The 23,030-nt window shown below is 67.9% G+C and carries 17 protein-coding genes; 2 read left to right on the top strand and 15 right to left on the bottom strand.

Annotated features, from left to right (window positions below; genetic code table 11):
• Positions 1–34: 34 nt before the first annotated feature.
• Entirely contained in the window at positions 35–2,476 is a 2,442-nt protein-coding gene (locus B3D50_RS07320; RefSeq protein ID WP_286950464.1) for a membrane-bound PQQ-dependent dehydrogenase, glucose/quinate/shikimate family, read from the top strand.
• A 42-nt stretch (positions 2,477–2,518) separates the two neighbouring features.
• On the opposite strand, the gene B3D50_RS07315 is transcribed toward B3D50_RS07320, so the two are convergent.
• The 5 genes from B3D50_RS07315 to B3D50_RS07295 form a co-directional block, all read right to left on the bottom strand.
• On the bottom strand, positions 2,519–3,781 hold the full coding sequence (locus tag B3D50_RS07315) for a glutamate-5-semialdehyde dehydrogenase (RefSeq protein WP_286950463.1): 1,263 nt from the start codon (positions 3,779–3,781) through the stop codon (positions 2,519–2,521).
• Positions 3,778–4,947, bottom strand: coding sequence for a glutamate 5-kinase (gene proB / locus B3D50_RS07310; RefSeq protein WP_409516115.1), 1,170 nt, complete (start codon positions 4,945–4,947; stop codon positions 3,778–3,780). The genes B3D50_RS07315 and proB overlap by 4 nt, the downstream gene beginning before the upstream one ends.
• A gap of 188 nt (positions 4,948–5,135) precedes the next feature.
• Positions 5,136–6,575 (bottom strand): efflux transporter outer membrane subunit, encoded by a 1,440-nt coding sequence (locus B3D50_RS07305; protein WP_286950461.1) that lies wholly within the window; start codon positions 6,573–6,575, stop codon positions 5,136–5,138.
• Between the two features lies 1 nt (position 6,576).
• Positions 6,577–9,846, bottom strand: a complete 3,270-nt coding sequence (locus tag B3D50_RS07300; RefSeq protein ID WP_286950460.1) for an efflux RND transporter permease subunit — start codon at positions 9,844–9,846, stop codon at positions 6,577–6,579.
• A 30-nt stretch (positions 9,847–9,876) separates the two neighbouring features.
• Positions 9,877–11,064, bottom strand: a complete 1,188-nt coding sequence (locus B3D50_RS07295; RefSeq protein ID WP_286950459.1) for an efflux RND transporter periplasmic adaptor subunit — start codon at positions 11,062–11,064, stop codon at positions 9,877–9,879.
• A gap of 147 nt (positions 11,065–11,211) precedes the next feature.
• Here B3D50_RS07295 and B3D50_RS07290 point away from each other — a divergent pair, with 147 nt between their 5' ends.
• A complete protein-coding gene (locus B3D50_RS07290) occupies positions 11,212–11,820 on the top strand; it encodes a TetR/AcrR family transcriptional regulator (protein ID WP_269296332.1) in 609 nt (202 codons plus the stop codon).
• 56 nt (positions 11,821–11,876) lie between these two features.
• On the opposite strand, the gene leuB is transcribed toward B3D50_RS07290, so the two are convergent.
• The 10 genes from leuB to B3D50_RS07240 form a co-directional block, all read right to left on the bottom strand.
• A complete protein-coding gene (leuB, locus tag B3D50_RS07285; RefSeq protein WP_286950457.1) occupies positions 11,877–12,995 on the bottom strand; it encodes a 3-isopropylmalate dehydrogenase in 1,119 nt (372 codons plus the stop codon).
• Positions 12,995–13,597, bottom strand: a complete 603-nt coding sequence (leuD, locus tag B3D50_RS07280) for a 3-isopropylmalate dehydratase small subunit (RefSeq protein ID WP_286950455.1) — start codon at positions 13,595–13,597, stop codon at positions 12,995–12,997. Before leuD ends, leuB begins: the two co-directional genes overlap by 1 nt.
• Entirely contained in the window at positions 13,590–14,999 is a 1,410-nt protein-coding gene (gene leuC / locus B3D50_RS07275; RefSeq protein ID WP_286950454.1) for a 3-isopropylmalate dehydratase large subunit, read from the bottom strand. The genes leuD and leuC overlap by 8 nt, the downstream gene beginning before the upstream one ends.
• Positions 14,986–15,957: a branched-chain amino acid transaminase gene (locus B3D50_RS07270; RefSeq protein ID WP_286950453.1), complete on the bottom strand. Its 972-nt coding sequence runs from the start codon at positions 15,955–15,957 to the stop codon at positions 14,986–14,988. The genes leuC and B3D50_RS07270 overlap by 14 nt, the downstream gene beginning before the upstream one ends.
• Entirely contained in the window at positions 15,941–17,188 is a 1,248-nt protein-coding gene (locus tag B3D50_RS07265; RefSeq protein WP_286950452.1) for a 2-isopropylmalate synthase, read from the bottom strand. The genes B3D50_RS07270 and B3D50_RS07265 overlap by 17 nt, the downstream gene beginning before the upstream one ends.
• A complete protein-coding gene (locus B3D50_RS07260) occupies positions 17,188–17,439 on the bottom strand; it encodes an ACT domain-containing protein (protein WP_286950450.1) in 252 nt (83 codons plus the stop codon). Before B3D50_RS07260 ends, B3D50_RS07265 begins: the two co-directional genes overlap by 1 nt.
• Positions 17,440–17,441: 2 nt before the next feature.
• Entirely contained in the window at positions 17,442–19,148 is a 1,707-nt protein-coding gene (gene ilvG, locus B3D50_RS07255) for an acetolactate synthase 2 catalytic subunit (RefSeq protein ID WP_349680855.1), read from the bottom strand.
• A 31-nt stretch (positions 19,149–19,179) separates the two neighbouring features.
• On the bottom strand, positions 19,180–20,193 hold the full coding sequence (gene ilvC / locus B3D50_RS07250) for a ketol-acid reductoisomerase (RefSeq protein ID WP_286950448.1): 1,014 nt from the start codon (positions 20,191–20,193) through the stop codon (positions 19,180–19,182).
• A 13-nt stretch (positions 20,194–20,206) separates the two neighbouring features.
• Positions 20,207–21,949, bottom strand: a complete 1,743-nt coding sequence (locus tag B3D50_RS07245) for a dihydroxy-acid dehydratase (RefSeq protein ID WP_286950447.1) — start codon at positions 21,947–21,949, stop codon at positions 20,207–20,209.
• 103 nt (positions 21,950–22,052) lie between these two features.
• The gene (locus tag B3D50_RS07240; RefSeq protein ID WP_157678000.1) at positions 22,053–22,193 is read right to left on the bottom strand and encodes a hypothetical protein; all 141 of its coding nucleotides are present in this window, start codon (positions 22,191–22,193) and stop codon (positions 22,053–22,055) included.
• Between the last annotated feature and the right edge of the window lie 837 nt (positions 22,194–23,030).

Here is a 23,030-nt window from a genome sequence, read left to right as displayed (position 1 = left end):
AGTCAAAGGCCAAGCTGAACGATGGGAGGGCGCCATGTCGTCCATTGAGCGCGGACGGGGCTTCGGCAGCGTTCTTGTCAGACTTCTGGGGATCGTCATCGCCCTGATCGGGCTGGCGCTGACTATCGGCGGAGGCCAGCTGATCATGCTTGGCGGCTCGGCCTACTATCTGATTGTCGGTCTGTTGATGATCGTGTCGGGCGGGTTGCTGGCCCTGCTTAGACCCTTCGGCGCCTGGCTCTATATAGCCATCTTCATCGGCACCGTCGTCTGGGCGGTGTGGGAGGTCGGGCTGAACGGCTGGGCCCTGGTCCCGCGCGTGGTGGCGCCGTTGGTGCTGCTGATTGCGGTGGTGCTCAGCTTCCCGGCGCTGAAGCGTGAGGGCGGGGGCGGCAAGCTGGTCCTGGGCGGATTGGCGGCCATCATCGTTTTTGGTTTGATCTCCGGGATGGTGGTGGCTCAGGCGAACAAGGCCCGGGTGCTCAGCCCCGTGCCGGGCGCTGCGAACGGCGGCGTGGGCGATCCGGCCATGCTGAAGGTCGGCGCCGATTGGCCTGCCTGGGGCGGCTCGGACAGCGCCCAGCGGTATTCGCCGCTCAACCAGATCAACAAGGACAATGTGAAGAGCCTTCAACGGGCCTGGACCTTCCGCACGGGCGACCTGCCGGATGAACGCTGGGGCGCGGAAACGACGCCGCTGAAGATCGGCGACACCCTTTATATGTGCTCGGCGCGTAACCGGCTGTTCGCGGTCGACGCGGCGACGGGCAAGCAGAAGTGGACCTATGATCCCAAGGTCGCGGACGATCAGATTCCCTATACCGCCGCCTGCCGGGGCGTGACCTATTACGCCGCGCCTAATGTTGATGCGGCCCAGCCCTGCGCCACGCGGATCATCGAGGGCACGCTGGACGGACGTCTGGTGGCGGTGGACGCGCGCACGGGCGTTCCGTGCGCCGGTTTCGGAAACAACGGCGCGGTCAGCATCAAGCACGGCATGGGCGATCCCTATCCGGGGATGGTGTCGATCACCTCGGCGCCGGTCATCGTGCGCGGCGTGGTGGTCACGGGGCATCAGGTTCTCGACGGCCAGAAGCGGTGGAACGCCTCCGGCGTGATCCAAGGCTTTGACGCGGTGACGGGGGAGCTGCGCTTCGCCTGGGACATGATGCGGCCGGATATCACAACCCTGCCGCCGGAAGGCGAGACCTATACGCCGGGCACGCCGAACATGTGGACCACGGCCACGGCGGATGAGGCGCTGGGTCTGGTCTTTCTGCCGATGGGCAATTCCTCGGCTGACTATTATTCCGGCCTGCGCCGCCCGGCGGAGAACGAATACTCGACCTCACTGGTCGCGCTGGACGTGACCACGGGCAAGCCGCGCTGGCATTTCCAGACGGTGCGCAAGGATGTCTGGGATTATGATCTGGGCTCGCAGGCGACCCTGGTCGACATGCCGATCAACGGAGCCATGGTTCCGGCGGTGATCCTGCCGTCCAAACAGGGCGACCTCTACATTCTGGATCGTCGCACCGGCCAGCCCCTGCACAAGGTCGAGGAACGTCGCGTGCCCCAAGGCGGCGTCGAGCCGTCGCAGCGCAGCCCGACCCAGCCCTTCTCCCTGTTCCACACGCTGAGGAAGGCCGACCTCACCGAGCGTGATATGTGGGGTATGTCGCCCATCGACCAGATGGTCTGCCGCATCCAGTTCCGTCAGGCGGCCTATGACGGCTATTTCACCCCGCCGACGGCGGACCGCCATTGGATTCAGTATCCGGGCTACAACGGCGGTTCGGACTGGGGCGGCGTGGCGGTTGATCCGGCGCGCGGCGTGATCGTGGCGAACTACAACGACATGCCCAACCACAATCGCCTGGTGCCCCGCGCCGAGGCGGACCGTCTGGGCTGGTTCGCGCGCGATGATCCCCGCTATATCGAACGCGAGAAGGCTGCGGCGAACCGTGGCGGCAGCCTGTCGAAATCCAAGGCGGAAGGCGCAGGCGATCCGCAGATGGGCGTGCCCTACGCCATCGACGTCAATGCGGGCTGGCGGCTCAAGTTCACCGGCCTGCTGTGCAAACAGCCGCCCTATGGCGGGATGCGCGCCATCGACCTGAAGAGCGGCCGCACCCTGTGGGACCGCCCCTTCGGCACGGCGAGGAAGAACGGACCGTTCGGCATCCCCTCCATGCTGCCGCTGGAGATCGGCACGCCGAACAACGGCGGCTCGGCGGTGACGGCGGGCGGGCTGATCTTCATCGCCGCGGCGACGGACGACCTGATCCGCGCCATCGACATCGAGACGGGCAAGACGGTGTGGTCGGACGTCCTTCCGGCAGGCGGTCAGGCCAACCCGATGATCTATGAGCAGAACGGCCGCCAGTATGTGGTCATCATGGCGGGCGGTCATCACTTCATGGAAACGCCGCGCGGGGATTATGTAATCGCTTATGCGCTCCCTGAAAGCCGTTGAGGCGCGGTTCTCCCTCCCCTTTATGGGGAGGGAGAATGTGCATTACGGCCGCGTCTGACCCTGGCCGCGCACCACATATTTGTAGGTGGTCAATTGTTCGGCGCCGACCGGGCCGCGCGCGTGCAGCTTTGACGTCGAAATGCCGATCTCGCCGCCGAAGCCGAACTCGCCGCCGTCGGCGAACTGGGTCGAGGCGTTGATCAGGATGACGGCGCTGTCAACGCCCTCAGCGAAGCGCTCGGCTGCCTTCTCGTCGGTAGTGACGATGGCCTCGGTGTGGCCCGAGCCGTAGCGGCGGATGTGGTCGATCGCGCCGTCCACACCGTCCACCACGCGCACGGACAGGATGGGGGCCAGGTATTCGGTGATCCAGTCGACCTCGGTCGCCTCGCTCATGTTCGGGACCAAGGCGCGAGCCTCGGCGTCGCTGCGTAGTTCGCATCCGGCGGCGAGCAGGTCGGCGGCGACGGCGGGCAGCAAGCGATCGGCCGCCGCGCGGTCCACCAGCAGGGTCTCGGTCGCGCCGCAAACCGAGACGCGGCGCATCTTGGCGTTCAGGGTCACGCGACGGGCGACGTCCAGATCGGCGGCGCCGTCCAGATAGGTGTGGCACAGGCCCTCAAGGTGGCCCAGCACCGGCGCCTTCGCCTCGGCCTGAACCCGCGCGACCAGACTCTTGCCGCCGCGCGGGATGATCAGGTCGACGGCGCCGTTCAGACCCGACAGGATGGCGCCGACGGCCTCGCGGTCGGGAACGGGGACCAGCTGGACGGCGTCGGCGGGCAGGCCCGCGTCGCTCACGGCGCGGGCGACGACGACGGCGATGGCTCGCGACGAATCCAGACAGTCCGAACCGCAACGAAGGATCGCCGCATTGCCGGATCGGATGCACAGGGCGGCGGCGTCGGCGGTGACGTTCGGGCGGCTCTCATAGATGACGGCCAGAACGCCGATGGGGGTGCGGACGCGGGCGATGTCCAGACCGTTGGCGGGGGTCCAGCGGGCCATTTCGGCCCCGACGGGATCGGGCTGGGCGGCGATGGTTTCGACCGCGAGGGCCATGCCCTCGACGCGGGCGGGGGTCAGGGCCAGGCGGTCGACCAGGGCCTCGGACAGGCCGCCGTCGCGGGCGCGGCTTACGTCGCGGGCGTTGGCGGATAGGATGTCGGTCTCGGCCGCGCGCAAGGCTTCGGCGAGCCGGTGAAGCGCCTCGGTCCGGGCGTCCGGTGTCGTGGCGCGAAGGGCGTCGGCGGCGGCGCGGGCGCGGCGGCCCATGTCCAGCATCAGGGCGTCGAGGTCGCTCATCGGTCCTCCAGAACCAGATCGTCGCGGTGGATGACGACCGAGGGGCCGCGATAGCCCAGCAGGCTTTCGATCGCGTCCGAATGGCGGCCGCGGATCAGGGCGATCTCGTCGGCGGCGTAGGCGGCCAGTCCGACGCCGATGCGCGCCCCGTCAGGGCCGGTCAGGCGCACGCTGTCGCCCTTGCCGAAGTCGCCGCTGACGGCGACGACGCCGGAGGGCAGCAGGCTCTTTCCGACATGGAGGGCGGCGACGGCCCCCGCATCCAGCGTCAGGGCTCCGCCGGGCGCCACACTGCCTGCGATCCATTGCTTCCACGCTGCCAGAGGCGTGGCGGGGGCCAGGATCAGGCTGGCGCGGGCGCCGTCGAGCACAGCCTTCAGCGGATGGGCCGTCAGCCCCGAAGCGATGAGGGTGGCGCAACCGGCCGAGGCGGCGATCTGGGCCGCCGCCAGCTTGGTCGCCATGCCGCCCGTGCCGACTCCGGCCTGCGCATTGGCGCCTGAGGCCATGGCCAGCACCTCGGGCGACAGCCGCTCGATCAGGGGTAGGTGGTGGGCGTCCGGATCGCGACGCGGATCGGCGGTGTAGAGGCCGTCCACGTCGGACAGCAGGATCAGCAGGTCGGCCCGTCCGAGTTGCGCCGCGCGCGCGGCCAGGCGGTCGTTGTCGCCGTAGCGGATCTCTTCGGTGGCGACGGTGTCGTTCTCATTGACCACGGGGACGACGCCGTGGCTCAGCAGGGCCTCAAGCGTGGCGCGGCCGTTGAGCCAGCGGCGCCGCCGTTCGGTGTCGTCGCGGGTCAGCAGCACCTGGCCCGCCATCAGGCCGTGGGGCGCCAGGGCTTCCTCCCAGGCGTGCATCAGCAGGGTCTGGCCCACGGCGGCCGCGGCCTGCTTGTCCTGAAGGCGGCTGGACGACAGGTTCAGTCGCCCGCGTCCCAGGGCCACGGCGCCGGAGGAGACGACGATCGCCTCGCGCCCCTGGCGACGCAGTTCGGCGATGTCGGCGGCCAGGCTAGCCAGCCAGTCGGCGGCGATGGCGCGCCGCGCGGCGTCGAACAGCAGGGAGGAGCCGATCTTGATCACCACCCGGCGCGCCTGGGCCAGGGCGGCGGCAGGCGAGGCGGCGGCCTCAAAGGCTTCGGGGAGGGGCGCTAAGGAGGTCACACAGCCTCCCTATCGCAAGATCGTCGCTTGAGCCAAGCTGTGGGCGACGATTATTCATATGAGTGCTGGTTTGTTGATATTTGAATGAAGAATATTCTGTCTGTGCGGCGGCTTGGCGGAAAACCGCCAAAGAAAACGCCCGGCGGGCGAACCAGCCGGGCGTTCTAGTTTCAGCTTGAGGCTGAAGGTCAGGCTTCGGGATTGGGAGCCTGTTCCCAACCACCCGCCAGGGCCTTGAACAGGCCGATCTGGTAGGTGACGACCTGGGCTTCCGAAGCGGCCAGGGCGGCGTCGGCGCCGGCCAGGGTGCGCTCGGAATCGAGCACCGTCAGGAAGCTGTCGGCGCCCGCCTCGAAACGCAGACGCGACAGGCGGGCGGCGGTGGCCGCCTGATCCCGCGCGGTGCGCAGGGCCGTGCGGCGGTCCAGTTCGTTGGCGTAAGCGCTGAGCGCCGTCTCGGTCTCCTGCAGCGCCGTCAGCACGGTCTGGTCGAAGGTCGCCAGGGCCGCGTCCGACTGGGCGCCGGCCTGCTTGATCCGGGCCCGGGCCGCCCAGACGTTGGGGAAGGACCAGGAAATCAGCGGGCCCACGCTGAAGCGGAAGTTTGCGTCCTCGCCCAGGTCCGAGGCGTCGAGCGCCGTCGAGCCCACCGACCCGCCCAGACGGATGCTGGGATAGAGGCCGGCGGTGGCGACGTTGACGCGGGCGGCGGCGGCCGACAGGCGGGCCTCCGCCTGACGCACGTCGGGACGGCGGGCCAGAAGCGCGGCGCCGTCGCCGACCGGAATCGGCTGCGACAGCTGCGGCGGGGACTGGCAGGCGCGAGCGGCCTCGCTGGCCTCGGCCGGGGTGCGGCCGGTCAGGGTGGCCAGGCGGAACAGGGCGCCGTCGCGCGATGCCCGCAGGGGCGGCAGGCTGGCGCGGGTCTGTTCCAGGGCGGCGCGGGCGCGGGCGACGTCCAGGCCGTTGCCGGCGCCCCCGTCAAGCAGGCGCTGGGTCAGGTCGACCGTTTTAGCCTGCAAGTCGATGGTCCGTTCGGCCACGGCGATCTGGGCGTTGGCCGAGCAGGTGTCGGCGTAGGCCCGGGCCGTTTCGGCCGCGACGGTCACCCGCACGACCTCCAGGGCGGCGGCGGCGGCGGCCACGTCGCCCCGCGCGGCGCGGATGGAAGACTCCACCCGGCCGAACAGGTCGATCTCATAGGCCACGTCCAGGCCGACGTCATAGGTGTCGACCTCCGGCAGCTTGGCGCCGCCGGCGGTGGGCACGGTGTCGGTCGAGGCCCGGCTGCGGTTGTAGGCGGCCGAGGTCGTGGTGGTCGGGAACCGGCCCGAGCGGGCTTCGGACAGCGAGGCCCGGACGGCGCGCAGATTGGCCGCGGCCGCCTCCAGCTCGTTGTTCTCGGTCAGAGCCTGCTGGATCAGGCCATCGAGGGTCGGATCCTGATACAGCCGCCACCAGTCGTCGCGGGCCGCCTCGGTCGAAACCGAGGCGGATTGCGAGCCGACGAAGGCGCCCTGGCCTTCGGGCGGGATCGTGGGGAGCGGCGCCTTGGGGCCCACCGCGCAAGCGGCGAGCAGGGCCGCCGACCCCGCGGCGGTCAGCAGAGTGCGGAGTTTGCCGTTCATTTTACGCATCTCCCTGGCGCGGAGCGGCGGGAGCCGGTTCCGGGCCGTCGGGGTCAAAGGGGTCGTGCGGCGGAGCGCCGAAGCTGGTCGGGAGCTCGCGCTCCTTGCCCGGCGCCTTGGGCAGCTTGCCCGCCATCCAGCGGCAGATGACGTAGAAGACAGGGGTGAAGATCAGACCGAAGAAGGTCACCCCCAGCATCCCATAGACCACTGCGATCCCCAGGGCGTTCTGCATCTCCGATCCGGGGCCTGAGGCGATCGCCAGGGGCAGCACGCCGAAGATGAAGGCGAACGAGGTCATTAGGATCGGGCGCAGACGCTGGCGCGCGGCCTGGACGGCGGCGTCCCAACGGTTCAGGCCCTCTTCGTCCTCGGCCTGTTTGGCGAACTCCACGATCAGGATGGCGTTCTTGGCCGCCAGAGCGATCAGGACCACCAGGCCGACCTGGGTCAGGATGTTGTTGTCCAGACCATGCAGGTTCACCCCGATAATGGCCGCCAGGATACACATCGGAACGATCAGGATGACCGCCAGCGGCAGGGTGAAGGCCTCATACTGAGCGGCCAGCACCAGGAAGACGAACACCACCGCCATGATGAAGATGATGGTCGCGCCGCCCGCCGCCTGCTTCTCCTGCAGGGCGATTTCGGTCCACTCGTAGCTGAAGCCTTCCGGCAGGGTCTTGGCCGCCAGCTGCTCCATCGTGGCGATGGCGTCGCCGGTCGACACGCCGGGCGCCGCTTCACCCTGCAGTTCCGAAGCCGGGAACAGGTTGTAGCGGACCACGCGCGCCGGGCCGGAATCGTCGGCCAGGGTCGCCACCGAACCGATCGGCACCATGCCGCCTGAGGCCGAACGGACCTTCAGGTTGGCGATGTCGGCCAGTTCGTCGCGATAGGCGGGCTCGGCCTGGGCGGTCACGCGGAAGGTGCGGCCCAGGAAGTTGAAGTCGTTGACGTAGGTCGAGCCGAGGTAGGTGCCCAGGGTGCTGAACACGGTCGAGGGCTGGACGCCCATCAGCAGGGCCTTGTCGCGGTCGACTTCGGCGGCGATGCGCGGCGAGCCGGTGTTGTAGAGGCTGAACACCTGCTGCACCTGATCCGGCGCCTGGGCGGCCGCGCCCATCATGGCGAAGGTCGCCCCTTCCAGAGCCTTGAAGCCGGCGCCGGAACGGTCCTGGATCATCATCTTGAAGCCCGAGCCGGTGCCCATGCCCTGAACGGGCGGGGGCGACAGCATGAAGATGCTGGCTTCCTCGATGACGCCGGTCGCCCCGCTGAGCGCGCCGGCCAGGGCCGAGGCTTCTAGTTCGGGCGTGGTCCGCTCTTCATAGTCCTTCAGCTTGATGAACATGGTCGCGGCGTTGGACGACAGCGAGAAGCTGGAGCCGTCCAGGCCGGCGAAGGCGGTGACTTCCTGAACGCCGTCGGCCTTCTGGACGATTTCGACGGCCTTGTTCATGGCGGCCTTGGTGCGTTCTAGCGAGGCGCCCGGCGGAAGCTGGACGACGCCGATCAGCACGCCCTGGTCCTGAGCCGGGATGAAGCCGGTCGGGGTGTCGGCCATGCGCCAGCCCGTCAGCGCCAGCAGGGCGGCGTAGATGACGAGCATGATGGTGACCATGCGGATCAGCTTGGCCGTCAGGCGGCCGTAGCGGTCCGAGACCCAGTCGAAACCTTCGTTGAACTTGGCTCCGGCCCAGCCGAGGTAATAGGTCACCGTGCCGAACAGGCCTGGCTTGCGATGATGGTCGTGCTCCTTGTGCGGCTTCAGCAGAAGCGCGGCCAGGGCCGGCGACAGCGTCAGCGACACCAGAAGCGAGATCAGAGTCGCTGAGGCGATGGTGACGGCGAACTGACGGAAGAAGATGCCGGGGATGCCGGGCACGAAGGCCGTCGGCACGAACACCGAGGTCAGCACCAGGGAGATGGCGATCAGGGCACCCGACACTTCCTGCATCGAGCGGTAGGCCGCTTCCTTGGGCGTCAGACCCTCGCGGATGTAGCGCTCGACGTTCTCGACCACGATGATGGCGTCGTCGACGACGATGCCGACGGCCAGAACCAGGGCGAACAGCGACAGGGAGTTGATCGAATAGCCCAGGGCCAGCTGCACCGCGAAGGTGCCGACCAGAGCCACCGGGATGGCGATGATGGGGATGATGGCCGCGCGCCAGGTCTGCAGGAAGACCAGGATGACGATCATCACCAGGAAGACGGCTTCGATCAGCACGTGCTCCACCGCCGAGACCGATGCGGCGACGTATTCCGTCGGGTTATAGGGGATGGCGTACTTCACGCCGGGCGGGAAGTCGGCCTTGATGGCGTCCAGCTCGGCGATGACCGCCTTGGCGGTCGATAGGGCGTTGGAGCCCGGCTGCTGGATGACGGCGATGCCGACGCCGCGCTGGCCGTTAAAGTAGCCTTCGACGCCGTAGATTTCCGAACCCAGCTCGATGCGGGCGACGTCGCTGACACGGGTCACGCGCCCTTGAGCATCGGTCTTGAGCACGACCTTGCCGAACTCTTCTGGAGCCGACAGACGGCCCTCGACCTGAACCGGCAGCTCGAAGGCGGCGGCGTTGGTCGGGAAGGGAGGCTGGCCGATCGAACCGCCGGCGGCCTGGACGTTCTGGGCCTGCAGGGCGGCGACGATCTCGGGCGCGGTCAGGTCGCGTGCGGCCGCCTTGGCCGGATCGATCCAGATGCGCATGGAGTAGTTGCCGCCGCCGAAGACCTGGATGCCGCCGACGCCGTCGATCCGCAGCAGGCGGTCGCGGATCGTCGACTGGGCCATGTTGCCCATATAGTCGCTGTCGATGCCGGGATCGTCGGAAGTCAGCGAGGCCAGCATCAGGAAGCCGGTCGACTCCTTGTTGACGACGACGCCGACCTGACGGACCTGCGCCGGAAGGCGCGGCTCGGCCAGGGCGACCCGGTTCTGGACCAGCACCTGGGCGGTGTCGAGGTCGGTGCCGGGCTGGAAGGTCACGGTCACGGTGACCCGGCCGTCCGAGGTGGACGACGAGGTCATGTAGAGCATGTTCTCGACGCCGTTGATCTCCTGCTCGAGCGGCGCGGCGACCGTTTCGGACAGGGTTTCAGCCGAAGCGCCGGCGTAGGAGGCGTTCACGCTGATCGTCGGCGGCGCGATGTCCGGATACTGCGCCAGCGGCAGCATCGGCATGGCGAAGGCGCCGATCAGGGTGATGAAGACCGAGATCACGATCGCGAAGATCGGCCGGTCGATGAAGAAGCGGGATATGTTCATGGATCAGGTTCCGGCTCGTGAGCCTCCTCCTCAGCCGGCGCTGGCGACGAAGGTGGCGGACGAGGCGACGGGGGCCGTGGTCACGGGCGCGTCGGCCTTGGTTTCCTCAGCCTTGATGGTTCCGTTCTGGGCGGTGACCTTCTGGCCCGGGCGAGCGCGCTGAAGGCCGTTGATGATGACGCGGTCGTCCGGCGTCAGGCCCGTGCGCACGACGCGCAGGCCGTTGGCCAGCGGACCCAGCTGGACCGGCTTGGCGCCGACCGTGCCGTCCTTGGCGACGACGTAGACCACCTTGCGCGGACCGTCGGTGACGACGGCGGAATCCGGCACCAGCATGGCGGCGTACCCGCCCGAACCGGCCAGTTGGGCGTGACCGAACATGCCGGGCTTCAGGAAGCCGTCGGCGTTCTGCACCACGGCGCGCAGGCGGATGGTGCCCGAGGAGGCGTCGATGGCGTTGTCGGTGAAGTCCAGCGTACCGGTGCGGTCATAGCTGGTCTCGTCCTGCAGGCGGATGCGGATCGGGGCCGAACCGTTGCGGGCGTCGCGCTGATACTTCAGCGCCAGGGCTTCGGAGCCGTCGAAGACGAAGTAGATCGGCGAGGACGAGACGATGGTGGTCAGGACGTCGCCGGCCGACGAGCCGCCGCCGATCAGGTTGCCCGGATCGACCCGGCGGTCGGACACGCGGCCCGAGATCGGAGCGGTGACGCGGGTGAACTCAACGTCCAGCTGACGGGCGCGGATGGCGGCGTTGGCGGCGGCCACGGCGGCCTCGGCGGTCTGGACGGCGCCGCGCTTGGCGTCGACCTCAGCCTGGGACACGGCCTGCGAGGCCAGCAGGCCTTCGGCGCGGGCCAGTTCCGTGCGGGCCAGCGTCAGCTGGGCCTGGCCCTGGGCCAGTTGTGCGCGGGCCGAGGCCAGGGCCGCCTGGGCCGGCCGCGGGTCCAGGGTGAACAGCAGCTGGCCCTGGCGCACGAAGTCGCCGTCCTTGAAGTGGACTGACTGGATGTAGCCGCCGACGCGCGCGCGCACGTCGACCGAGCGAGGCGCCTCGAAGCGGCCGGTGAATTCGTCCCAGTCGACGACCTGTTGCGACAGGGGCGCCGCCACCGTGACGGGCGGCGCGCCTTGGGCCGGCGCCTCCTGTCCCTTGGAACAGCCATAGAGGGCGGCCGCCATCAAAGCGGACGCGGCCGCGATCTTAACCGTGCGCATCGGCGCAATCTCCTTGGGAGTAGCGTGATTGAGAGAGACTGTCGCTCTTTGGGGAGAAGGCGTCCAGTCAACACCGGCTGACTTAAAGACGACGAAGGCGACGCTTGTCAACGCCTGATGACAAGGCCATATAGTCCGTAAGGTTTATTGGAGTGCGACCAATTGGTCCTTTGCGACGTTCCCCGGCCGCGTAACGCCAACGCCACCCGCCAGGCCATTCTGGAGGCGGCGCGCGAGCGTTTCTGCGCGGAAAGCTATGATGATGTCGGCATGCGCGACGTGGCGCGCGACGTCGGCGTCGATGCGGCGCTGATCAGCCGCTACTTCGGCTCGAAGGAAGATCTGTTCGTGGCGGTCATGGACAGCTGCAAGAACGGCCGCGATCTTCTGGAGGGCGACAGGGCTGATTTCGGCGAACGCCTGGCGCGGGAAATCGTTTATGGCGACATGACGCCGTGTGAACATCAAGACGGCGGCGTAAAGATGCGAGGCCTTCTGATCGTTTTGCGTTCGATCGGCTCCGCCAAGGCGATGGATGTGATCCAGCGCACGTCCAACTCACGGTTTTTCGAGCCCTTGACCCAATGGATCGGCGGCGAAGACGCGGCTGTGCGCGCCCGGATGGTTGCTGGGCTGATCATGGGCATGGCGATCGGGAGAGAGTTGTCCGACAGCTATTCGATGCTGGACGATACACAGAAGGCCTCGCTCGCCAGACGGATGTCGACGACTCTTCAAGGCCTGATTGACGGCTGAGTTTAGAGAAAGAGGCGCGCCGCAGCCCGCCTCTTGAATCCTGACCGGCGGGATCCTCAGGCCCAGTGCATCGGCACATGACGCGCCGCCGCCCAGTGGATGGCGCGGATGGCGTCGACGATGGCGCGGGTGGCCGAGACCGTGCCCAGCGGCCCGCCCAGATCGGCGGTGACGGCGCCCGAGGCTAGGACGGCGGCGACCGCCGCCTCGATGGAATCCGCCTCATCCTCCAGATCAAAGCTGTGACGCAGCATCATGGCCGCCGACAACACCATGCCGACCGGGTTGGCCAGATCCTGTCCGGCGATGTCGGGCGCCGAGCCGTGGATCGGCTCGAACAGGCCCGGTCCATCTGCGCCCAGGGAGGCCGAGGGCAGCAGGCCGATGGAGCCGCCCAGCACCGAGATCTCGTCCGACAGGATGTCGCCGAACATGTTCTCGGTCAGAATGACGTCGTACTCGCGCGGCTTGCGGATCAGGTGCATGGCCATGGAGTCGACCAGGGCGTGTTCCAGGGTGATCTGCGGATACTCCTCGGCGTGGATGCGGGTCACGACCTCACGCCACAGGCGGCTGGTCTCCATGACATTGGCCTTGTCGACGGAGGTGACCTTGCCGCGACGCTGACCGGCGGCCTGGAAGGCGGCGCGAGCGACGCGTTCGATCTCCTCGACCGTGTAGACGCACAGGTCCGAGGCGCTGGTCGCGGTGCGGGTGCGCTCGCCGAAATAGACGCCGCTGGTCAGTTCGCGGAAGACGATCAGATCGACGCCCTCGACGATCTCCTTCTTCAGCGGCGAGCGGTGGGCCAGGACGGGCGAGACCTGCAGCGGGCGCAGGTTGGCGTACAGGCCCATGGCCTTGCGGATGGCCAGCAGGCCCTGTTCGGGCCGGACCGACGCGCCGTCCCACTTGGGTCCGCCGACCGCGCCCAGCAGGACGGCGTCGGAAGCCAGACAGGCGGCTTTCGTGTCTTCCGGCAGCGCCTCGCCCCTGGCGTCGATGGCCGCGCCGCCGATCAGATGCTCGGTGAAGTCGAAGCGGTGACCGTAGATGTCGCCGATGCAGGTCAGGACCCGCTGGGCCGCCAGAGCGACTTCCGGGCCGACGCCGTCGCCGGGCAGGACCACGATGTTGAAGGTGCGGGGGGCGGGATGGGTTTCATGGGCGGGCATCAGGCGGTCTCCGGCTGATAGGCGTCTTGGCGCAGGCGTTCGAAAGTCTGGATGTAGGGCAGTCTGGATTGCAGCCAGCCGAGGGTGTCGACCCCGTCGAGCAGACACTGGCGGGCGAAGGCCTCGACCTTGAAGGGGACGGCCGGGGCGTTGCCGCGCCGGATCTCGTTCGTCTCCAGATCCACGGTCACCGGCTGTTCCGGGTGGGTGGCCAGGTCGTCCCAGACGGCCTGATCGACGACGATGGGCAGCAGGCCGTTCTTCAGGGCGTTGGAGGTGAAGATGTCGGCGATCTCGGTCGAGATCACCGCCCGGAACCCATAGTCCAGCAGGGCCCAGGGCGCGTGCTCTCGCGACGAGCCGCAGGCGAAGTTGGGACCGGCCAGCAGGATGCGATGCTCGGTCGGGTCGATGCGGTTCAGCACGGACTCGGGCTTGGGCGAGCCGTCGGCCTCATAGCGCCAGTCGTGGAAGGCGTGGGCGCCCAGCCCCTCGCGCGTCGTGGTCGTCAGGAAGCGCGCCGGGATGATCTGATCGGTGTCGATATTGGCCTGACTCAGGGTCAGGGTCTTAGACGTCAGGGTCTTGAAGGCCTCAAGCATGGATGGCCTCCAGATAGACGCGCGGATCGGTCAGCACCCCGGCCACGGCGCTGGCGGCGGCGGTGGCGGGACTGGCCAGGATGGTGCGGGCGCCCTTGCCCTGACGACCCTCGAAATTGCGGTTGGAGGTCGAGACGACCAGTTGACCCGGCGCGACGAAGTCTCCGTTCATGGCGATGCACATGGAGCAGCCGGGGATGCGCCATTCGGCGCCCGCCTCGGTGAAGACCCGGTCCAGACCTTCGGCCTCGGCGTCGCGGCGGACGGCCTCGGAGCCGGGGACGACCAGCATCCGCACGCCCGGCTGGACCTTGCGGCCGCGCAGGACGTCGGCGGCGGCGCGCAGGTCGGGCAGGCGGCCGTTGGTGCAACTGCCGATGAAGACCACGTCGACCTTGTGGCCGGTGGTCGCCTCGCCCGCGGTGAAGCCCATGTAGTCGATGGCCTTCTGGTCCGAGGCCGAGCGCGGCTGCGGCACGGGCGCGCCGACAGGGGCGCCCGCGTCGGGCGTGGTGCCCCAGGTGGCCATGGGGCGGATGGCGGCGCCGTCCAGCACGACCTCCTTGTCGAAGACCGCGCCGGGGTCGGTGGCCAGACCCAGCCAGTCGGCGACGGCGGCCTCATAGTCGGCGGGGACGTGGCGACGGCCGCGCAGCCAGTCGACGGTGGTCTGGTCCGGCGCGATCATGCCTGCACGCGCACCCGCCTCGATGGACATGTTGCACAGGGTCATGCGCCCTTCCATGTCCAGCGAGCGCACGGCCTCGCCTGCATATTCGATGACGTAGCCGGTGCCGCCGCCGAAGCCGATGGCGGCGATGACAGCCAGCGCAACATCTTTACCAGAGACGCCGGGACGCAGGGCGCCGTCGACCGTCACCCGCATGGCCTTGGCCCGGCGCTGCAGCAGGCACTGGGTCGCCAGCACATGGCCGACTTCCGAGGTGCCGATGCCGAAGGCCAGCGCCCCGAAGGCGCCGTGGGTGGCGGTGTGGCTGTCGCCGCAGACGACCGTCATGCCCGGTTGGGTCAGGCCCAGCTCCGGCCCCATGACGTGAACGACGCCGCGTTGGTCTGAACCCCAGCCCGCCAGTTCGACATTATGACGGGCGCAATTGGCCTCCAGCGTCTCGACCTGACGGCGCGCCTGTTCGGTGACATAGGGGCGCTGACCATCCCGCCCGGCGGGCAGGGTGGGGGTCGAGTGGTCCAGGGTGGCGAAGGTGCGGTCGGGGCGGCGGACCTTCAGCCCGCGCGCCTCGATTTCGGAGAAGGCCTGGGGCGAGGTGACTTCGTGAACCAGATGCAGGTCCACATACATGACGCCCGGAGTCTCGGCGGTTTCCGGCACGACGACGTGCCGGTCCCAGACCTTCTGATACAGGGTTTTAGGCTGGCTCATGCGCGCGCTCCCTGGTCGGGGCGGCGGCCGCTTCGCCGATGGGCTCCAGCCAGCCGAAGCGGTCGGGCGTCGTGCCGTCGAACAGGCCGCGGAAGGCCTTGTTGACCGCCTTCGTCACCGGGCCGGGGCCGCCTGCGCGAGTCATGATGCCGTCGATGGAGCGGACAGGGGTGATCTCGGCCGCCGTGCCGGTCATGAAGACCTCGTCGGCGACATAGAGGGCTTCGCGCGGCAGCACCTGTTCGCGCGCCTCATAGCCCAGGCCGCGCGCCAGCTTCATCACGCTGTCGCGGGTGATGCCCTGCAGGATGGAGGCGGCGGCGGGCGGGGTCATCAGCACCCCGTCCTTGACGATGAACAGGTTCTCGCCCGCGCCTTCGGACAGCAGGCCGTCGGCGCCCAGGGCGATGCCCTCGCCGAAGCCGCGCACGCGGGCTTCGCGTCCGATCAGATAGGAGGACAGATAGTTGCCGCCCGCCTTGGCGCCCGCCGGGACGGTGTTCGGCGCCACGCGGTTCCAGCTGGAGATGCAGGCGTCGACCCCCTTCTCCAGCGCCTCTTCGCCCAGATAGGCGCCCCAGGCGAAGGCCGAGATCATCACATCGCTGCGGATCGCCTCGGCCGAGGGGCTGACGCCCATGCCGCACTCGCCCAGGAAGGCCAGCGGCCGCAGATAGGCCGAACGCAGACCTTCGGCCCGCACCACGTCCTTGCAGGCCTGAACCAGCTCGTCCTCATTATAAGGGATGGGGAAGTGGTAGATGCGCGCGCTGTCGAACAGGCGGCGGATGTGGTCGGTCAGACGGAAGCCGCACGGGCCGTTCGGCGTGTCATAGACGCGGATGCCTTCGAACACCGAGGTGCCGTAGTGCAGGGCGTGGCTCATGACGTGAACCGTGGCCTTTTCCCACGCGATCAGTTCGCCGTTGATCCAGATGTTCTTAGCCAGCGGTTGCATAGGTCGTATCCTGTGGTGCGGAGGCCGTGACGGCCGCGATGATGGCGGTCAGTTCCGCGTCATTGATTTCGCCGATCTGGTCGGCGCGTTGCTTGAAGCCGGCGAAGACGTCGGCCAGGCGCTGGCCTTCCAGCACATGACCCAGAGCCTCGGCCCGCTTGCCGACTGCATGGCGGCCGGAATGCTTGCCCAGCACGAAGTAGCTGCCCTCGAAACCGACATCCTCGGGACGCATGATCTCGTAGGTGCGGGCGTCGGCCATCATGCCGTGCTGGTGGATCCCGGCCTCGTGGGCGAAGGCGTTCAGGCCGACGATCGCCTTGTTGCGGGCGATGACGCTCTCGGTCACGTCGCGCAGGGTTTGGGAGGCGCGCACCAGATGGCGGCTCTCGGCGGCGACGGTCGCCCCATATCGGTCCGCGCGGGTGCGCAGGGCCATGATGACTTCTTCGATCGAGGCGTTGCCCGCCCGCTCGCCGATGCCGTTGATCGCGCCCTCGATCTGACGCGCCCCGCCCTCGACGGCGGCCAGGGAGTTGGCCACGGCCAGACCCAGGTCGTTGTGGCAGTGTGAGGAGAAGATGATGTCCGCATGGCGCGGGCGGATAATCCCGTCCAGATAGGCGAACCGCTGGCGCGCTTCTTCCGGCGTGGCGTAGCCGACAGTGTCGGGCACGTTCAGCGTCTGCGCGCCCGCGTCGGCGGCGGCCGTCAGGGCCTCGGCCAGGAACTCCGGCTCGGTGCGGAAGGCGTCCTCGGCCGAGAACTCCACGTCGTCGAACATCGAGGCGGCGTATTCCACCGTGCGCGAAATCGTGGCCAGCACCTCGTTGGTGCTCATGCGCAGCTTGGCCGAGCGGTGGATCGGGCTGGTGGCCAGGAAGACGTGGCAGCGACGGTGCGATTTCGGCGCCGGAGCCAGGGCGCGGAAGGAGGCGTCGATGTCCTTCTCGTTGGCGCGCGACAGGGAGGCGAAGACCGGGCCTTCGATCTCTCCCGCCACGCGGCGGATGCATTCCTCGTCGCCCGGCGAGGCGGCGGCGAAACCGGCCTCGATCACGTCCACGCCCAGGTCGCGCAGGACATGAGCCATCTTCAGCTTGGCCTCGGCCGACATGGAGAAGCCAGGCGCCTGTTCGCCGTCGCGCAGGGTGGTGTCGAAGATGATGACGCGGTTCGGGTCCGAGGCCGCGATTTCGGCGGTTCTGGATACGCGTTCTACTCGGGACATTAGGCGGCCTCGGACTGGAAGGACTGGGCACCGATGCGGGCGACGCCGAACAGGCGGTCGATCTGGCAACCCAGGTTGTCGATGGAGCGCGCGGCGTCACGGCCGCGCACGGTCAGGGCGATGCGGCGCGAAGCGCCTTCATCGGCCATGCTCATGCCGTCGATGTGGAAGCCGCGGCGCTCCACCAGGCCGATGAGACGCTGAAGCGAGCCGTCGGCCCGGTCGATCTGGATGTGAATGGTGTCGCTCATGGTCATGCGCCTTCCATCATTTCAGCGTTGCTCTTGCCCGGCGGAACCAGAGGCCAGACGTTCTCTTTGGGGTTGATGATGACGTGGGCCAGGCAGGGGCCGTCGGCCGCCAGCAGACGGGCGATGCCGGCCTCGACCTGATCGCGACGATCAATGCGGAAGGCCTCGATGCCGAAGGCCTCGGCCACCTTCACGAAGTCCGGGTTGTCGGACAGATCGACCTCGGAATAGTTCTCCTCGAAGAACAGCTCCTGCCACTGGCGCACCAGGCCCAGGGAGGAGTTGTCCAGCAGGACGATCTTCAGCGCGACGCCGTAGCGTTTCAGCGTCGCCAGCTCCTGGATGTTCATCATGAAGCCGCCGTCGCCGGCGATGGTGACGACCGTGGCCGACGGGTCCGCCAGCTTGGCGCCCAGACCGGCGGGCAGGCCGAAGCCCATGGCGCCCAGACCGCCCGAGGTGATGTGGGCTTCCGGCTTGGAGAAGCGGCAGTGCTGGGCGGCCCACATCTGATGCTGGCCGACGTCGCAGGCGGCGACGAAACGGTCGCCGGCGGCCTCGGACAACTGCTTCAGCAGGGCGGGCGCATAGACGCCTTCGCCCGGCGCGTCATAGCGGGCGGCGTGGCGCTCGGCCGCCGAGGCGCAGCGGATAACCCACGGGTCGATGGCCAGCGGGGCCGCCGCCAGGCGTTCAGTCAGGGCCTCGATGGCCGGGCGGATATCGCCGCCGACGGCGACGTGGGTCTCGCGCAGCTTGCCGATCTCGGAGGCGTCGACGTCGAAGTGGACGACGCGTGCGTGAGGAGCGAACTCGGCCAGCTTGCCGGTGGCGCGATCGTCGAAGCGGGCGCCCATGACGATCAGCAGGTCGGACGCCTGAACCGCCTCATTGGCTGCGCGTGTTCCGTGCATCCCCAGCATCCCCAGGAAGCCGGGGGCGTCGGTCGGCACCGTGCCCAGGGCGTTCAGGGTGGCGACGGCGGGAATGCCGGTGGTCTCGGCCAAGGCGCGCAGGGCCTCGGTCGCGCGGCCGATCTTCACCCCGCCGCCGATGTAGATCAGCGGGCGTTCAGCGGCGCGGATGAAGCGCTCGGCCTCGGCGATGGCGTCGGCGTCGGCCTCGGTCGTCTCATTGGGAATGTTGTAGCCGAAGGGGGCGGCCGTTTCGGCGAACTGGACGTCCTTGGGCAGGTCGACCAGCACCGGGCCGGGGCGGCCCGAGGCGGCGATGTGGAAGGCCTGTTCGATGGCGGCCGGGATCTCGGCGGCGTCACGGACCAGGATGGAGTGTTTCACGATCGGCAGGGTGACGCCCAGGATGTCGATCTCCTGAAAGGCGTCGGTGCCCATGACCCCTTGGGGGACATTGCCGGTGATGCAGACCATCGGCGCCGAATCCATCATGGCGTTGGCGATGCCGGTGATCAGATTGGTGGCGCCGGGGCCGGAGGTCGCCATGCAGACGCCGACCCGGCCGCTCAGGCGCGCATAGGCGTCGGCGGCGAAGGCGGCGGCCTGTTCGTGGCGAACCAGGATGTGCTTCAGCGACGAGCCGGTCAGGGCGTCGTAGATCGGCATGATGGCGCCGCCGGGATAGCCGAACACGACCTCTACGCCCATCCGCTCCAGGCTGGAGACAAGCAGGCGCGCGCCGGTCATGACGGCCGGGGCGGGGGGGGTTTTAAGGGCGGGCGCGGCGGCGCTCATCGGATCAGTCTCTCTTTATATATATAGAGGTTCAGGCGGCGGCCTGTTTGGCCGTCTGCAGCCAGGCCATGCGGTCGCGCAGACGGGCGCCGACCTGTTCGATCTGGCTGGCGCGGTCCTCGGTCAGCAGGGCTTCGTATTTCGGCTTGCCCGCCTCATTCTCGGCGATCCATTCACGCGCGAACTGGCCGCTCTGGATCTCGTCCAGAATGGTCTTCATGCGGGCGCGGGTTTCGTCGGTGATGACGCGCGGGCCGCTGGCGACGGCGCCCCACTTGGCCGTTTCCGAGATGAAGTGGTGCATCTTGGAGATGCCGCCTTCGTAGAACAGGTCCACGATCAGCTTCAGCTCGTGCAGGCATTCGAAATAGGCGATCTCGGGCTGGTAGCCGGCCTCGACCAGGGTGTTGAAGCCCTGGATGACCAGCTCCTTGGCGCCGCCGCACAGGACGGCCTGTTCGCCGAACAGATCCGTCTCCGTCTCTTCGCGGAACGACGTCTCAAGCAGGCCGCCGGTCGCCCCGCCGATGCCCTTGGCGTAGCCCATGGCGCGGTCGCGCGCCTTGCCGGTCGCGTCCTTCTCGATGGCGAACAGGGAGGGGACGCCGCGACCGCGCGCGAACTCGCGGCGGACCAGATCGCCCGGACCCTTGGGCGCCACCAGAATGACATCCATGTCGTCGCGCGGCGTGATGCGGCCGTAGATGATCGAGAAGCCGTGCGCGAACAGCAGAGCCGAGCCGGGTTTGGCGTTCGGTTCGATGACGTCGCGATAGATCTCGTTCTGGATCATGTCGGGCGTCAGGATGGCGATGATGTCGGCGCCCTTGACCGCTTCGGCGGGCTCGGCCGTGGCCAGGCCGTCTTCGGTCGCGTGCTTCCAGCCCGTGCCGCCGTGGCGAACGCCGACGATCACGTCGTGGCCCGAATCCTTCAGGTTCTGGGCGTGGGCGCGGCCCTGCGAGCCGTAGCCGATGACGGCGATGCGTTGCCCGGCGATGGCGCCCGGCTTGATGTCTTCATTGGTGTAGATGGTGATGGCCATGGGAAGGACGTCCTTAAGAAGCAGCGGTTTCGGTGGAGCGGGCGGCCAGATCGGCGGGGATCTGGGCCGGCGGCGGATTGGGAATGGTCACGGCCCCTTGCGAGGCGGAGGCGACAGCGGCGCGGTATTTTGCGAAGACGCCTTGCGCCGGGCGAATCCGGTTGGGGGCGAAGTCCGCCCGGCGCGCCTCCAGATCGACGAGCACATCGATCCTTCGGTTGGTGACGTCGATGACGATCGGATCGCCATCGCGAATGAGAGCGATGGGGCCGCCGACCGCCGCTTCGGGCGAGACGTGGCCGGCGACGAAGCCGTAGGAGGCGCCCGAGAAGCGACCGTCGGTCAGCAGGGCGACGTTCTCGATCTTGCGGCCCTTCAGGGCGGCGGTGACCTGCAGCATCTCACGCATGCCGGGGCCGCCCTTGGGGCCTTCGTAGCGGATGATGATGACGTCGCCTTCGCCGACCGAACCGTCCTGAACCGCGTGAAAGGCGTCTTCCTCGCAGTCGAAGACGGCGGCGGGGCCTTCGAAGCGGTCGACCTTGTGGCCGGTCAGCTTGATGACGGCGCCTTCCGGCGCGACATCGCCATAGATGACGGCGTAGGAGCCGCGCGCCATGACCGGCGCCTCGAAGCGGGTCACGACCTGCTGGCCGGGCTGCTCCTCGGCGTCGCCCGCTTCGGCGAACAGGCTACGGCCCGAGACGGTCGGGACGTTGGCGATCTTGCCTGCCTCGGCCAGACGTTGGGCGACCAGGCGCGTGCCGCCCGCCGCATACAGGTGCGAGGCCAGGAAACGGCCGCCCGGCTTCAGATCGCAGATGACCGGCGCCTCGACGCAGGCCTTGTGGCAGTCCTCGACGCCGAAATCGACGCCCGCCTCGGCCGCAATTGCGGTCAGGTGCATGACGGCGTTGGTCGATCCGCCTGAGGCCGAGACGGCGACGGCCGCGTTCTTCAGGCTGGCGCGGGTGATGTATTTGCGGGCGGTGTCTCCGGCGAAGACGCGCTCGACGATCAGGCGGCCGCAGCGTTCGCCTTCCGCGCCCTTGGCCGGATCGACGGCGGGCACGTCATTGGCGCCCATGGGGCTGATCCCCATCATCGACAGGGCCATGGCCATGGTGTTGGCCGTGAACTGGCCGCCGCAGGCTCCGGCGCCGGGGCAGACCGCGCTCTCGACCGCCTTCAGGCCCGCATCGTCCAGCGAACCGGCGGCGTGGGCGCCGATGGCCTCGAACACTTCCTGGACCGAGACTTCCTTCGTGCCGATGACGCCGGGCAGGATGGTGCCGCCGTAATAGACCAGGCCGGGGATATCCATGCGGGCCAGAGCCATGGCCGCGGCTGGAATCGTCTTGTCACAGCCGACGATGCAAACGACGCCGTCCAGCTGATGCCCCTCGATGGCCAGTTCGATGGAATCGGCGACGACTTCGCGGCTGATCAGCGAGGCCTTCATCCCCGCGGTGCCCATGGAGATGCCGTCGGTGACGACGATGGTGTTGAAATCGACCGGCCAGCCGCCTGCCGCGATGATCCCGGCGCGCACGTCCCTGGCCAGACGGTCCAGGTGCATGTTGCAGGGCGTGACGGTCGACCAGGTGTTGACGATGCCGATCATCGGCTTGTCGAAATCGGCGTCCTGCATGCCTGCCGCGCGCAGATAGGATCGCGCCGCCGCCCGGTTCGGGCCCTGGGTGACGGCTGCAGAGCGGCTGTTGGGTTGTTTCGTGCTGTCAGAAGGCGTTGTCATTGCAGTTTTGGAACTTCTTGCCTGTCGGTGTTGGCTGGGCACAAGAAAAACCCCGCGTCCGGAGCCGGAGCGGGGTGAATGGGCGAAACTGGCTGGGTTCAGGTCAGGTCGCAGGCATCCACACCGCTTGGCTAAGCGGAATGAGAATTACCGAGAGAAGCAGTACGCCCAGCGACAGCACGCGCAGATCGGCCGCCGCTTGCGCGGGGCTCAGGATCGCAGCGATGGCGGCGCGGTGGGACAAGGACAGACCTTTCGAACTGGCGCTCTTATGCCTCGCCGAATGTTGCGACGCAACCGCGGATGGGCGAATTGTGCAAGAAAGAACCTCGCGGTGGCGTCGCCGCAGGGTTTGGGCGCTAAAAACAGTCGCTCAAATGTGCGACGGGGATGAAAATTTCACTTTGAGGCCGACTTCACTTTAGCTCCCAAGACGCGCGCGTACGTGAAGGGCACCGGAAGTAAGGCGCGGACGACTCTCGTTCGTTGAGTTTCTTGGACTTTTTGTGAAAAGCCGCTTGCCAGTTCGAAGAGCGCCTCGTATATCGCCGCCTCGCTCGGAGACGGGCTGGCCCAGCGGGCTTCGGAGACTTGGTTTTCGGGGTTTTGTTCGGGGCGAGAGCTTGAAAAAGCGTCTTGCTTCGGACGGTTGGATCGGTTAGGTTCCGCGCTTCAATCGAATCGCTGGATTGAGTTGAGGGATAGCCTCTCGGTTTTCCCGGCGGTTTACTGCGGCCTTCGAAGCTTCGGTTTCGGAAAAAGCAGAAAGGCTGAAAAGCCTGGTTGACAAGGAGATCGGCTCTCACTAGATAGCCGCCTCCGCCGCTCCTTCCGGGGCGGTTTCGTGAAAAGAAAGTTCTTTAAAAAGAACTGCTTGACACGAAAAACTGGGTCGGCTAGATAGCCGCCTCCGCCGCGGACCCGGCGCTAAACGGTCCGGCCGGTTCTTCCGGTCCTGGTCTTTGAAATCGTTGATCTGGAAAGAGAAACGCAGGCGGCGGTGTCCTGGCGAGAACCCTTCGGGGTTCATCAGTCGACACTGACAACTGCGGTCTTTTTGAAAAGACATACCATGTAACCG

Origin of the sequence: Brevundimonas sp. UBA7507, from assembly GCF_002478355.1 — a bacterium.
In the GTDB taxonomy this organism is placed as follows: domain Bacteria; phylum Pseudomonadota; class Alphaproteobacteria; order Caulobacterales; family Caulobacteraceae; genus Brevundimonas; species Brevundimonas diminuta_D.
This window is presented reverse-complemented; position numbering and strand designations above follow the sequence as displayed.